Here is a 14,218-nt window from a genome sequence, read left to right as displayed (position 1 = left end):
TCAGGCAACCGTCAAGGCGGCGACTACCAGGTCGCAACTGCGCCGGGCATAGGCCGTCAACACCAGGCGGATCGTCGACAGGTCACGGGCCAGCACGGCGGCCAGCAGTTGCTCGAACAGGTCGAGGAATTCGCTCATTTCCGCCTTGCGCTGCTCCAGGGCCAGGAAATAGGCACGGCTCATCGCCGGCTGCAGGTTCTCGACGGTTTCCTGCAGGTATGGGTTGTTGGCGAACGGATAGGCGGCGCGCATCACGTTGAAGCTGTCTTCGACGAAGCTGCGGATGTCCTGGCGCTCGTAGGCGGCGATCAGCCGTTGCTGGATCTGCAGGAACGGCGCCATGTCGGCTTGCAGCTCCCAGCCATTGGCCACCGAGTTGCCCAGCAGGATGTACAGCTCGCTCATCAGGGTGCACAGGCTCTGCACCTTGTGCGGAGTGAGTTCGGTCACATGGGCGCCACGACGCGGCAGGATGGCGATCAGGTGGCGGCGTTCGAGGATCAGCAGGGCCTCGCGGACCGAGCCGCGGCTGACGTTGAGGGCCAGCGTGACCTTCTGTTCCTGAATGCGCTCCCCAGGCTTGAGCTCGCCGCGAATGATGCGTTCGGCGAGGTGGTGAGCGATTTGCTCGGCGAGGCTGTCCGGCGCCTTGAACGTCATGGTTTTCCTTCAAACTCTTAGATCGATACAAGCGGCGCAGTGTAGCGCAATTGCTACCTCATGGCGGAGTGCCCAAGGGCCTGAATTTGGCACGGAATAAGCAAAAAGCACTGCGGCCCGGGAGGGTCAATACTGTTTGAAAGCGCTTGTTGATCGGCAAAAAGCAATTTCCTGACCCTTGGGTCAGAAATTAATTGACCAAAAAGTCAGACATGACTAAATTCGGCCTACGTCGGTTACCAACAATAATGAGTCTGCGAGGCCTTCCGTGATCCAGTTTTTACTCAACCAGGAACTCCGTAGCGAGCACAGCCTGGACCCGAATCTGACGGTGCTCAACTATCTACGCGAGCACCTGGGCAAGCCCGGCACCAAAGAAGGCTGCGCCAGTGGCGACTGTGGCGCCTGCACCGTGGTGGTCGGCGAATTGCACACCGACGACACGGGTGCGGAGCACATCCGTTATCGCAGCCTCAACTCGTGCCTGACCTTCGTCTCGTCGCTGCACGGCAAGCAGTTGATCAGCGTCGAAGACCTCAAGCACCAAGGCCAGTTGCACAGCGTGCAGAAGGCCATGGTCGAGTGCCACGGCTCGCAGTGCGGCTTCTGCACGCCGGGCTTTGTCATGTCGCTGTTCGCCCTGCAGAAGAACTCCGCACAACCCGACTCGCACAAGGCCCATGAAGCCCTGGCCGGCAACCTGTGCCGCTGCACCGGCTACCGCCCGATCCTCGCCGCTGCCGAGCAGGCCTGTTGCGGCAAGCAGCCGGACCAGTTCGACGCCCGCGAAGCCGAGACCATCGCGCGCCTGAAAGCCATCGCCCCCAGCGAGACCGGCGAGCTGAACAGTGGCGACAAACGTTGCCTGGTGCCGCTGACCGTGTCTGACCTGGCCGACCTGTATGACGCCCACCCACAAGCCCGGCTGCTGGCCGGCGGCACCGACCTGGCGCTGGAAGTCACCCAGTTCCACCGCCCGCTACCGGTGATGATTTACGTCGGCAATGTCGCCGAGATGAAACGCATCGAGCGCTTCGACGACCGCCTGGAAATCGGCGCCGCCACTGCCCTCTCCGATTGCTATGACGTCCTCAAGGCCGAGTACCCGGACTTCGGCGAACTGCTGCAACGCTTCGCCTCGCTGCAGATCCGCAATCAGGGCACCCTGGGCGGCAACATCGGAAACGCCTCGCCCATTGGCGACTCGCCACCCTTGCTGATCGCCCTGGGCGCGCAGATCGTCCTGTGCAAAGGCAACACCCGCCGCACCCTGGCCCTGGAAGACTATTTCATCGACTACCGCGTCACCGCGCGCCAGGAAAGCGAGTTCATCGAGAAGATCATCGTGCCGCGGGCCAGTGCCCGGCAACTGTTCCGCGCCTACAAGGTGTCCAAGCGCCTGGACGACGATATTTCCGCGGTCTGCGCGGCCTTCAACCTGCGCATCGAAAACGGTGTGGTCGCCGACGCCCGCGTGGCCTTCGGCGGCATGGCCGCCACCCCGAAACGCGCCAAGCACTGTGAAGCCGCGCTGCTCGGCGCGCCCTGGAGCGAGGCCACCGTCGAACGTGCCTGCGCCGCCCTGGGCGAGGACTTCACCCCGCTTTCGGACTTCCGCGCCAGCAAGGAATACCGCCTGCTCAGCGCCCAGAACCTGCTGCGCAAATACTTTATCGAACTGCAAACACCGCACATCGAGACCCGGGTGACCGCTTATGTCTAATCATCACAAAGTCGAGAAGACTCAAGCCGAACTGAGCGCCCTGTTTCAGCAGGACCTGACCACCGGCGTCGGGCGCAGCGTCAAGCACGACAGCGCCGCCAAGCATGTGTCCGGCGAAGCGGTGTACATCGATGACCGGCTGGAATTCCCCAACCAACTGCATGTGTACGCGCGCCTTTCGGACCGTGCCCACGCGAAGATCCTCAGCATCGACACCGCACCCTGCTACGCCTTCGACGGTGTGCGTATCGTCATCACCCACAAGGACATTCCGGGGCTGAAAGACATCGGCCCGCTACTGCCCGGCGACCCGCTGCTGGCCATCGACGATGTGCAGTTCGTCGGCCAGCCGGTGCTGGCGGTGGCCGCCCGCGATCTGGAAACCGCACGCAAGGCGGCGATGGCCGCGGTCATCGAATACGAGGACCTGGAGCCGGTGCTGGACGTGGTCGAAGCCTTGCGCAAACGCCATTTCGTCCTCGACAGCCACACCCACCAGCGCGGCAACTCGGCCAAGGCCCTGGCCAGCGCCCAGCATCGCCTGCAGGGCACGCTGCACATCGGCGGCCAGGAACACTTCTACCTGGAGACCCAGATCTCCTCGGTGATGCCCACCGAAGACGGCGGCATGATCGTCTACTGCTCGACCCAGAACCCCACCGAAGTGCAGAAGCTGGTGGCCGAGGTGCTGGACGTGTCGATGAACAAGATCGTGGTCGACATGCGCCGCATGGGCGGGGGTTTCGGCGGCAAGGAAACCCAGGCCGCCAGCCCTGCATGCCTGTGCGCGGTGATCGCGCACCTCACCGGCCAGCCGACCAAGATGCGCCTGCCGCGGGTCGAAGACATGCTGATGACCGGCAAGCGCCACCCCTTCTATATCGAGTACGACGTCGGCTTCGACAGCACCGGGCGCCTGCACGGCATCCAGCTGGAGCTGGCCGGCAACTGCGGTTGCTCGCCGGACCTGTCGGCCTCGATCGTCGACCGGGCGATGTTCCACGCCGACAACTCCTACTACCTGGGCGACGCCACCATCAACGGCCATCGCTGCAAGACCAACACCGCGTCGAACACCGCCTACCGCGGCTTCGGCGGCCCGCAAGGCATGGTCGCCATCGAGGAAGTGATGGACGCCATCGCCCGCCATCTGGCCCTCGACCCGCTGGCGGTGCGCAAGGCCAACTACTACGGCAAGACCGAACGCAACGTCACCCACTACTACCAGATCGTCGAGCACAACATGCTCGAAGAGATGACCGCCGAGCTGGAAGCCAGCAGCCAGTACGCCGAGCGTCGCGAAGCGATCCGCCGCTACAACGCCAATAGCCCGGTCCTGAAAAAGGGCCTGGCGCTGACCCCGGTGAAATTCGGCATTTCCTTCACCGCCAGCTTCCTCAACCAGGCCGGCGCGCTGGTGCATGTCTACACCGACGGCAGCATCCACCTGAACCACGGCGGCACGGAAATGGGCCAGGGCCTGAACACCAAGGTGGCGCAGGTGGTGGCCGAGGTGTTCCAGGTGGAAATCGACCGGGTGCAAATCACCGCGACCAACACCGACAAGGTGCCCAACACCTCGCCGACCGCCGCCTCCAGCGGCGCCGACCTGAACGGCAAGGCCGCGCAGAATGCCGCCGAGACCATCAAGAAACGCCTGGTGGAATTTGCCGCCCGGCAGTACAAGGTCAGCGAGGAAGATGTGGAATTCCACAACGGCCATGTGCGGGTCCGCGACCAGATCCTGAGCTTCGAGGAACTGATCCAGCAGGCCTATTTCGCCCAGGTCTCGCTGTCCAGCACCGGCTTCTACAAGACCCCGAAAATCTACTACGACCGTGCCCAGGCCCGTGGCCGGCCGTTCTACTACTTCGCCTACGGCGCCGCCTGCGCCGAGGTGATAGTCGACACCCTGACCGGCGAGTACAAGATGCTGCGCACCGACATCCTGCATGACGTCGGCGCCTCGCTGAACCCGGCCATCGACATTGGCCAGGTGGAAGGCGGTTTTATCCAGGGCATGGGCTGGCTGACCATGGAAGAGCTGGTGTGGAACGCCAAGGGCAAATTGATGACCAACGGCCCGGCCAGCTACAAGATTCCCGCAGTGGCCGACATGCCGCTGGACCTGCGGGTCAAGCTGGTGGAAAACCGCAAGAACCCGGAAGACACGGTGTTCCATTCCAAGGCCGTGGGCGAGCCGCCCTTCATGCTCGGCATCGCCGTCTGGTGCGCGATCAAGGACGCCGTGGCCAGCCTTGGCGATTACCGGCACCAGCCAAGGATCGACGCGCCGGCCACGCCGGAGCGGGTGTTGTGGGGCTGCGAGCAGATGCGCCAGTTGAAGGTGACGAAGGCCGTCGAGGCCGAGTCTGAACTGGCGCCGCTCTAGACCGAGGTGCGCCCATCGCGGGCAAGCCTCGCCCCTGCGGACAGGTAACGCGCGAACGACGCACAACCTGTAGGAGCGAGGCTTGCCCGCGATGATGGCCGAACAGACGACAGCGATGTTGAGGTGAAACATGTACAACTGGATCAGCGCCCTCGCCGACCTGCAAACCCGCGGTGAACCCTGCGTGCTGGTGACCATCATCGAAGAGCTGGGTTCGACGCCACGCAATGCCGGCTCGAAGATGGTCATCAGCGCCACCCAGAGTTTCGACACCATCGGCGGTGGCCACCTGGAATACAAGGCCATGCAGATCGCCCGCGAAATGCTCGCCAGCGGCAAGCAGGATACCCACCTGGAGCGCTTCAGCCTGGGCGCCAGCCTCGGCCAGTGCTGCGGCGGCGTGACCGTGTTGCTGTTCGAACCCATGGGCCAGGTCCAGGCGCAGATCGCCGTCTTCGGCGCCGGCCATGTCGGCCGCGCCCTGGTGCCGCTGCTGGCCAGCCTGCCGTGCAAGGTGCGCTGGATCGACTCGCGGGAACAGGAATTCCCCGAGCAGCTCCCCCAGGGCGTGCGCAAGATCGTCAGCGAAGAGCCCATCGATGAAATCGACGACCTGCCCGCCGGCAGCTACTGCATCGTCATGACCCACAATCACCAGCTCGACCTGGAGCTCACCGCCGCGATCCTCAAGCGCAACGACTTCGCCTACTTCGGCCTGATCGGCTCGAAGACCAAGCGGGTGAAGTTCGAACACCGCCTGCGCGAGCGCGGCTTCGACAACAGCGTGCTGCAACGCATGCGCTGCCCGATGGGGCTCGGCGAAGTCAAAGGCAAGTTGCCTGTGGAAATCGCCATCTCCATCGCCGGCGAAATCATCGCCACCTATAACGCCAATTTCGGCCAGCACAGTGCCCGCGCCGAACCCATTGCCAAGCTGCTGCCGGCCTCGCGCCGCAGCCATGCCTCCCATTAAAAAGCCACGAACCGAGACTGCCTCATGCCTCTGACTCGCAAAGCCTACCGTGCCGCCATCCTGCACAGCATCGCCGACCCCGCCGAGGTCGGCATCGAAGCCTCTTACGAGTACTTCGAGGATGGCTTGCTGGTGGTCGACAACGGCCAGATCAGTGCCCTCGGCCATGCCAGCGAATTGCTCGCCAGCCTGCCCGCCGATACCGAGATCACTCACTACCAGGATGCGCTGATCACGCCCGGTTTTATCGACACCCATATCCACCTGCCGCAGACCGGCATGGTCGGGGCCTATGGCGAGCAGTTGCTGGACTGGCTCAACACCTACACCTTCCCTTGCGAAAGCCAGTTCGCCGACCAAGCCCATGCCGAGGAAGTGGCGGAGATTTTCATCAAGGAACTGCTGCACAACGGCACCACCACCGCCCTGGTCTTCGGCAGCGTGCATCCGCAATCGGTGAATGCCTTTTTCGAAGCGGCCGAGAAGCTCGACCTGCGGATGATCGCCGGCAAGGTGATGATGGACCGCAACGCCCCGGACTACCTGACCGACACCGCCGAATCCAGCTACCTGGAAAGCAAGGCGCTGATCGAGCGCTGGCACGGCAAGGGTCGCCTGCACTACGCGGTGACACCACGTTTCGCCCCGACCAGCACCCCGGAACAACTGACCCTCGCCGGGCAGCTACTCGGTGAATACCCCGACCTGTATATGCAGACCCACATCAGCGAAAACCTGCAGGAAGTCGAATGGGTCAAGGAACTGTTCCCGGAGCGCAAGGGTTACCTGGATGTGTACGACCACTACCAGTTGCTGGGCGAACGCTCGGTGTTCGCCCACGGCGTGCACCTGTGTGACGACGAATGCGCGCGCCTGGCGCAGACCGGTTCGGCCGTGGCCTTCTGCCCGACCTCGAACCTGTTCCTCGGCAGTGGCCTGTTCAACCTGCCGATGGCCGAGAAGCACAAACTGAATGTCGGCCTGGGTACCGACGTTGGCGGCGGTACCAGCTTCTCGCTGCTGCAGACTCTGAACGAGGCCTACAAGGTCATGCAGTTGCAGGGCGCGCGCCTGAGCCCGTTCAAGTCGCTGTACCTGGCCACCCTCGGCGGCGCGCGCGCACTGCGCCTGGAAGAGCGGATCGGCACCCTGCAGCCGGGCACCGATGCCGACTTCCTGGTGCTCGACTACAACGCCACGCCGCTGCTGAGCTATCGCCTGAAGCAGTCCAAGAGCATCGCCGAGACCCTGTTCGTGCTGATGACCCTGGGCGACGACCGCACCGTGGCGCAGACCTATGCCGCGGGCAATCTGGTGCACCAGCGCTAATCCCGGAAACGAAAAATCCCCCGCCTCATGCACTGAGGCGGGGGATTTTTTTCGTCTGCCAGAGGCTTACAGCTTGGCGGGAGAACGGCCCGGCTTCTTGGTTTGCAGCAGGTGCGAGAACACCGCGTGCAGGTCGTCCGAAGCGCTTTCTTCGTCGAGGTTGAGCTTGCTGTCGATGTGATCCATGTGATGCATCATCAGGGTCACCGCCAGCTCCGCGTCGCGGGCCTCGATGGCGTCGATCAACTGGGTGTGCTCATCGTAGGAACAGTGCGAGCGGTTGCCGCTTTCGTACTGGGCGATGATCAGCGACGTCTGCGAGACCAGGCTGCGCTGGAAGCTGATCAGCGGGGCATTCTTCGCCGCCTCGGCAAGCTTCAGGTGGAATTCACCCGACAACCGGATACCGGCGCCGCGATCGCCGCGGGAGAAGCTGTCGCGCTCGTCGTTGACCATCTGCCGCAGCTCGGCAAGCTGCTCGGCCGTGGCGTGCTGCACCGCCAGCTCGGTGATCGCCCGTTCCACCAGCCGGCGCGCCATGAACACCTGGCGGGCTTCCTCGACACTCGGGCTGGCCACTACCGCGCCGCGATTGGGCCGCAGCAACACCACGCCCTCATGGGCCAGGCGCGACAGCGCACGACGAATGATGGTACGGCTGACCCCGAAAATTTCCCCCAGCGCCTCTTCGCTCAACTTGGTGCCGGGCGCCAGGCGCTGTTCGAGGATGGCCTCGAAGATATGCGCGTAGACAATATCGTCCTGGGTCCCGCTGCGCCCGGCCTTGCCTGCTCGCGGTTGTTTCTTGAGGGGTTGCAACTGTTCGTTCATGGGCACTCGAGTCGGGAGAACTGCGGCGAATTGACCGTGACTGTAATACGGCACAGTGGGTCGCTGACAAGTATCGCGTAAAAACAATGGCACATTGTACACAACCCATGGGGTCCATTCGCAATAACTGTATGGTCCGCAGGCTGTCGCAACGACTGTACGGCCATTTGCCGCCCTGGCTGTATTGCAATGAATAGTTACTTTTACGTTTAGGCTTGGCCCCTGCTTTCGTCACCCAACGCCCCTGCGCCGGGCTTTCGGGTGGCAGATATCTTCATCAGAACAAGGAACAGTGCTCCATGTCCGACGCCTCCCTCGCGCCGTTACGCCCCCTGGCCGATACTTCGCCCTCGGCCGTAGTCGCCGGTTTCATCGCCATGATGACCGGCTACACCAGCTCCTTGGTGCTGATGTTCCAGGCCGGACAAGCCGCCGGGCTGACCAGCGGGCAGATTTCCTCCTGGATCTGGGCCATCTCCATCGGCATGGCCGTGTGCAGCATCGGTCTGTCCTTGCGCTACCGCACCCCGATCACCGTCGCCTGGTCGACCCCCGGCGCCGCGCTGCTGATCACCAGCCTGTCCGGGGTGAGCTACGGCGAAGCCATCGGCGCCTATATCACCTGCGCGGTGCTGGTGACCATCTGCGGCCTGACCGGCAGTTTCGAACGCCTGGTCAAGCGCATCCCGGCCTCGCTCGCCGCAGCACTGCTGGCGGGCATCCTGTTCAAGATCGGCAGCGAGATCTTCGTCGCGGCGCAGCACCGGACCGGCCTGGTGCTGGGCATGTTCTTCAGTTATCTGCTGGTCAAGCGCCTGTCGCCACGCTACGCGGTGCTCGCCGCGCTGTTGATCGGCACCGCGCTGGCCGGAGTGATGGGCCTGCTGGACTTCAGCGAGTTCCACCTGGAAGTCGCCACGCCGGTGTGGACCACTCCGCACTTCTCCCTGGCGGCGACCATCAGCATCGGCATTCCGCTGTTCGTGGTGGCCATGACCTCGCAGAACATGCCCGGGGTCGCGGTGCTGCGCGCCGACGGCTACAACGTGCCAGCCTCGCCTCTGGTCACCACCACCGGTATCGCTTCCCTGCTGCTGGCGCCCTTCGGCTCCCACGGCATCAACCTGGCGGCCATCAGCGCGGCGATCTGCACCGGCCCCCATGCCCACGAAGACCGCAACAAGCGCTACACCGCGGCGGTCTGGTGCGGGATTTTCTACGGCATCGCCGGGGTCTTCGGCGCCACCCTGGCGGCCTTGTTCGCGGCACTGCCCAAGGAGCTGGTGCTGTCGATCGCCGCCCTGGCGCTGTTCGGCTCGATCATCAACGGCCTGAGCATCGCCATGAGCCAGGTGAAGGAACGCGAGGCGGCCCTGATCACCTTTATGGTGACGGCCTCGGGCCTGACCCTGTTTTCCGTCGGCTCGGCGTTCTGGGGAATCGTGGCCGGCGTGCTGACCCTGGTGATCCTGAACTGGAACAACGAATAAGCCTGTAGCCGCTGCCGCAGGCTGCGATAAGCCCGAAGGGCGCGCAAGGCCTCAGGATCGCCGAAGCCCTTCGGGCTTATCGCAGCCTCCGGCAGCGGCCACAACCCGCCCACGCGAAATCCCGGGAAACAGGCCCGAGGCATATAAAGGTTCTGTGGGGAATAAACAGATAAAGGCTGTACAGCGACAGCCATGAGTCGGCGGCCCGGACGGGCCACCGACTCAGCACATCAGGCTACCGGATTGATCGAGTTTTCCGGGTACCAGACGTCCAGCAGCGGGCTGACTTCAACGCTGGTCAGCTCGGTGCGGGCCTTGAGCCAGGCTTCGACCTTGGCACGTTGCTCTTCGCTGACCGAACCGCGTTTGCTCAGGCAAACCAGGCCGAAGTCATCGCCACCAACATAGCCGAGGCCGTTGGCTTCCATCGCTTCTTTGAGGAACGCGTCGAGGAAAGCGTCAATAGCCTCTTCGGCCAGATCTTCTTTGAAATCCAGGTTCAGCTCAAAACCCAGCTCCTGAAATTCATCTACGCACAGTTTTTTGCGCAGACGGCGGGAACGGTTAGTGGCCATGGAACAATCCTCATAAGTAATAACGGGCGGCACTTTACCAGTTTAAGCAACCGATTGCCTGACTCTATGAGGGCCTTGGCCGGCCATTGGGAAAAAAATAGCGGATTCGCCCGACGCGGCACGGCACAAGCCGCTATACCTTGGGGCATAATGCCGACACTTTCGTGACCACTGAGGGAATTTATCGTCATGCCCTCGTCTTTTCTCCCCTCGGCTGTAGGGTTTTACTTCACATGATCAAATCTTTGCGCCCACTTTTTCTTGCCGGTCTTCTTCTACCCCTGGCCATTTCCGTTTCCGCCGCCCCCGTCAACACCACCCTTTCGCCCAAGGTTCAACAGGCCCTCAAGGCCAGTAAACTGCAAGACAACGCCCTGTCGCTGGTGATGATCCCGCTCAACGGCCCGGGCACGGCCACGGTCTACAACGCCGACGTGTCGGTCAACCCGGCCTCCACCATGAAACTGGTCACCACCTACGCCGCCCTGGAAATGCTCGGCCCGACCCACCAGTGGAAAACCGAGTTCTATACCGACGGCACCCTGAGCGGCGGCATCCTCAATGGCAACCTGTACCTCAAGGGCGGCGGCGACCCCAAGCTGAACATGGAAAAGCTCTGGTTGCTGATGCGCGACCTGCGGGCCAACGGCGTGCAGCAAGTGACCGGCGACCTGGTGCTGGACCGTAACTTCTTCGTGCAGCCGCAACTGCCGCAGTTCAACGACGACGGCAATGACGAGAACAAGCCGTTCCTGGTCAAGCCCGACGCCCTGCTGGTCAACCTCAAGGCCCTGCGCTTCGTGGCGCGCAACGATTCGGGCAAGGTGCTGATTTCCGTCGAGCCGCCGATCGCCAGCATTCGCATCGACAATCAGGTCAAGGCCGTCGGCGGCAAACAGTGCACCGGCAACGTTCGCTACAACCCGGTCCCGCAGGCGGACGGCGGCGTCACCGTGACCGTCAACGGCCAGTTGGGCGACGGCTGCAGCTCGCAGACCTACCTGTCGCTGCTCGACCACGCGACCTACACTGCCGGCGCCGTACGCGCCATCTGGAAGGAGTTGGGCGGCAGCATCCAGGGCAAGGACCGCCTGGCCGCCGTGCCATCCAGCGCCAAGGTGCTGGCCCGGGCCTTCTCGCCGGACCTGGCGGAGATCATCCGTGACATCAACAAATACAGTAACAACACCATGGCCCAGCAACTGTTCCTCAGCCTCGGCGCGCAATACCGCACCGAAGCCGATGGCGACGATGCCAAGGCAGCACAACGAGTGGTGCGTCAGTGGCTGGCGAAGAAAGGCATCACCGCGCCGCATCTGGTGATGGAGAACGGTTCGGGCCTGTCCCGTGCCGAACGGGTCAGCGCCCGGGAAATGGCCTCCATGCTGCAAGCGGCCTGGAGAAGCCCGTACTCGGCGGAGTTCATCAGCTCGATGCCGATCGCCGGCATGGACGGCACCATGCGCAAGCGCCTGAAGCGCACCGCCATGTCCGGTGAAGCCCACGTGAAGACCGGGACCCTGAACACCGTGCGCGCCATCGCCGGCTACAGCCGTGACAGCAACGGCAACACCTGGGCCGTGGTGGCGATCCTCAACGATCCGAAGCCCTGGGGCGCGTCCTCGGTGCTCGACCAGGTGCTGCTGGATCTGTATCGCCAGCCGAAACTGGCGACCACCGCTTCGACCCTGTAAGCCGTCACTCGCAGGTGGCGCGGCAACCCCGCGCCACCCCGCTCCTCAGTCCCCTTCCGCCTCAATCCATCTCGGCCTGGACCCGGTCGCGCCCTGCCTGCTTGGCCGCATAGACCCCGGAATCCGCCCGCAGCAACAGCCCGTCGGCCCCTTCATGCTCCCGCCAACTGGCGATGCCGAAACTGGCCGTGACAATGCCCACGCCATCGATCGGCGAGCTGCGCAGCCCACGCCACAGCTCCTGGGCCAGGACATAAGCCTGCTGACCATCGGTGTCCGGGCACAGCACCATGAATTCCTCACCGCCCAAGCGGCAGAACACATCCGTGCGGCGCAGACGAAGGCTGATGCGCTCACAGACACCGCGCAGCACCATATCGCCGATGGCATGCCCATGCTGGTCGTTGATCCGCTTGAAGTGGTCGATATCCAGCATGATCACCGCCAGATTGCCCACCCCGCGCTCGACCCGCGCCATTTCCGTCTGCAGGCGCTCCTGGAAATAGCGGCGGTTGTGAATACCGGTCAGGGAGTCGGTGACCGACAGCGCCCGCAACTCCTCCTCGACCCGCTTGAGGTCGGAGATGTCCGACAGATAGCCATGCCACAGCACCCCGCCCCCCGCCAGTTTTTCCGGGGTCGCCTCGCCACGCACCCAGCGCAGGCCGCGCTGCGGCAACTGCACCCGATATTCCTCGCGCCAGGGGCTGAGGTTGCGTGCCGAGGTCCAGATCGAACCGCGCACCCGGGCCACATCGTCCGGGTGAATACGCTCGAACACCGGGTTGGCATCGCGCTGCAACTGCTGCGGATCGATCTCGTAGATGTCGCGGATGCCATCACTGACGTAGCTGAAGCTGGAATGGCCTTCGGCATCCACCTGGAACTGGTAGATGGCGCCGGGCACATGGGCGCTGAGTTTCTTCAGCAGGCGATCGCGGGCCGCCAGCGCCTCGTGGACCCGTTTGCGTTCGGTGATGTCGATGCAGACGGCCAGGTGCCCGACCCATAAACCGTGATCGTCCAGGACCGGGGTGGCCAGCATGTTCACCACCAGGTGGCTGCCATCGCGGCGTACCAGGGTCCACTCGCGGGTTTCCTCGCCACGCTCTTCGGAACCGTCCACCAGCATCGCCTGGCACATCGGGATCTGCCGGCCGTAACGCTGGCTGAGGGCTTGCGCGCGCGCATTCAGCTCCGCGGGCAGGTGCAGGCTTTCCAGGGTCAGGTGGCCCACCACCTCGGTGCTGTTGTAGCCGAGCATATGTTCGGCGCCGGCATTGAAGGTGCTGATCACGCCCCGCAGGTCCGTGGCGATGATCGCCACCTGGGTCGCCGCATTGAGCACGCTGCGCAACTGCCCATGGGTGCCGCGCAGTTCCTGCTCCCTGACCCGCAGCTCCTCGGTACGCTGTTCCACCAGCCGCAGCGCGCGCTGCCGCTGGCTGACCAGGACATACAGCAAGGCGCTGAGCAGCAGGCTGAGCAGAATCCCCAGGACCACCTGGCTGGACACCGAAGAATGGTTGGCCTGGAGGAACACCGCGCTGGGGCGGATGTTCACCTGGTAATCATGATCGGCCAGGCTCAGCACCCGGCTCACCGCCAGCGGGCTGTCCCCCGGGCCGTTGCTCGATTCATAGAGCTTGCCGTACGACTCGGCGGTCGACAGGTCGATGATCTGCACGAACAGGTTGTCCTGGCTCTGCTCGGGCAGGCCATCGACCACCAGTTGGCGCATGCTGATCACCGCGATCACATAACCGTATGGCTCGGGGGGCGACATGGCCCCATCGGCGCGCGGGCTGACGGGAGTCGCCAGGATGATGCCGCGTGCATAGGAAGGCTCGACTCCGACCAAGCGCACCGGCTGCGAAACCGCCACGCCCCCGCGCTGCCTCGCCCGTTCGAGGGTATCGCGACGCATCGGCTGGGCCAGCAGGTCGAACCCCAGGGGCGAACCCAGCGGGCTTTGGGTCTGGCTGTAGAGCACCGGTATGTACTCATCGCGCTCGGCGGCTCGCTGCAGCTTGCCCTCGGCATTCAGGTCGGCAATGAAATAATCCGGCGCTCCCTGCTCCTGCGCCATGCGCTCGAACGACGCCCGCTCGACACCACTGACACGCGGCGCCCAGGCGTAGGCCTGGGTGCGATGCAAGAGAGGTTTGGTGTAGCCGTCGAAGTCCTGGCGCGAGACCGTACCGGAATTGATGAAGAAGCGCTTGAGACCATCCAGGCGCTGCTCCTGATCTTCGAAGCGCTCTTCGATGCGGCTATAACGTTCGCTGGCCAACAGCTGGAAGCGTTGGCGCAACTGCTGCTGATACAGGTTGAGGGTCGACCAGGCCAGCAGCCCGGTCAATACACAGCCAAACAGCAATACCAGTAGCGCGACCAGCCAGGCCGATGCGTCTTCGCTGATGAAGCCCAAGATTTTCGGGCGTACCGAGTGCAACGACATAAGCAAAACTCATAACGCCAGCGAACGTGAGCGTCACATGGGCTTGCATTGAGTTATAGCTATTCGCCACTAATTTGGCTAGAGCAAAGA

Annotated in this window: 10 protein-coding genes; 6 read left to right on the top strand and 4 right to left on the bottom strand. The window is 63.5% G+C overall.

The window, feature by feature from the left end; translation table 11 throughout:
• Window positions 1-660, bottom strand: coding sequence for a GntR family transcriptional regulator (locus H0I86_RS09385; protein ID WP_009047920.1), 660 nt, complete (start codon window positions 658-660; stop codon window positions 1-3).
• Between the two features lie 268 nt (window positions 661-928).
• On the opposite strand from H0I86_RS09385, the gene xdhA reads away from it, so the two are divergent.
• From xdhA to guaD, 4 genes are all read left to right on the top strand, one after another.
• Complete coding sequence (gene xdhA / locus H0I86_RS09380; protein WP_180924803.1) at window positions 929-2,383, top strand: xanthine dehydrogenase small subunit; 1,455 nt, start codon at window positions 929-931, stop codon at window positions 2,381-2,383.
• Window positions 2,376-4,775 (top strand): xanthine dehydrogenase molybdopterin binding subunit, encoded by a 2,400-nt coding sequence (gene xdhB / locus H0I86_RS09375; RefSeq protein WP_180924802.1) that lies wholly within the window; start codon window positions 2,376-2,378, stop codon window positions 4,773-4,775. The genes xdhA and xdhB overlap by 8 nt, the downstream gene beginning before the upstream one ends.
• 130 nt (window positions 4,776-4,905) lie before the next feature.
• Entirely contained in the window at window positions 4,906-5,748 is an 843-nt protein-coding gene (xdhC, locus tag H0I86_RS09370; protein WP_180924801.1) for a xanthine dehydrogenase accessory protein XdhC, read from the top strand.
• A gap of 24 nt (window positions 5,749-5,772) precedes the next feature.
• Window positions 5,773-7,077, top strand: coding sequence for a guanine deaminase (gene guaD, locus H0I86_RS09365; RefSeq protein WP_180924800.1), 1,305 nt, complete (start codon window positions 5,773-5,775; stop codon window positions 7,075-7,077).
• Window positions 7,078-7,143: 66 nt separating this feature from the next.
• Here guaD and H0I86_RS09360 read toward each other — a convergent pair whose 3' ends face one another.
• Entirely contained in the window at window positions 7,144-7,908 is a 765-nt protein-coding gene (locus H0I86_RS09360) for a GntR family transcriptional regulator (RefSeq protein WP_007932193.1), read from the bottom strand.
• A 299-nt stretch (window positions 7,909-8,207) separates the two neighbouring features.
• On the opposite strand from H0I86_RS09360, the gene H0I86_RS09355 reads away from it, so the two are divergent.
• Complete coding sequence (locus H0I86_RS09355) at window positions 8,208-9,398, top strand: benzoate/H(+) symporter BenE family transporter (RefSeq protein WP_180924799.1); 1,191 nt, start codon at window positions 8,208-8,210, stop codon at window positions 9,396-9,398.
• 230 nt (window positions 9,399-9,628) lie between these two features.
• Here H0I86_RS09355 and H0I86_RS09350 read toward each other — a convergent pair whose 3' ends face one another.
• Window positions 9,629-9,973, bottom strand: a complete 345-nt coding sequence (locus H0I86_RS09350; protein WP_007932191.1) for a YggL family protein — start codon at window positions 9,971-9,973, stop codon at window positions 9,629-9,631.
• Between the two features lie 233 nt (window positions 9,974-10,206).
• On the opposite strand from H0I86_RS09350, the gene dacB reads away from it, so the two are divergent.
• The gene (gene dacB / locus H0I86_RS09345) at window positions 10,207-11,667 is read left to right on the top strand and encodes a D-alanyl-D-alanine carboxypeptidase/D-alanyl-D-alanine endopeptidase (RefSeq protein ID WP_180924798.1); all 1,461 of its coding nucleotides are present in this window, start codon (window positions 10,207-10,209) and stop codon (window positions 11,665-11,667) included.
• A gap of 61 nt (window positions 11,668-11,728) precedes the next feature.
• Here dacB and H0I86_RS09340 read toward each other — a convergent pair whose 3' ends face one another.
• Window positions 11,729-14,128 carry a sensor domain-containing diguanylate cyclase gene (locus H0I86_RS09340; RefSeq protein ID WP_180924797.1) on the bottom strand — a complete coding sequence of 800 codons (2,400 nt, stop codon included), beginning with the start codon at window positions 14,126-14,128 and terminating at the stop codon, window positions 11,729-11,731.
• Between the last annotated feature and the right edge of the window lie 90 nt (window positions 14,129-14,218).

Origin of the sequence: Pseudomonas chlororaphis subsp. aurantiaca (genome assembly GCF_013466605.1) — a bacterium.
Classification (GTDB): domain Bacteria; phylum Pseudomonadota; class Gammaproteobacteria; order Pseudomonadales; family Pseudomonadaceae; genus Aquipseudomonas; species Aquipseudomonas chlororaphis_I.
The sequence above is the reverse complement of the archived record's forward strand: the minus strand, read 5'-3'. Positions and strand labels throughout refer to the sequence as shown.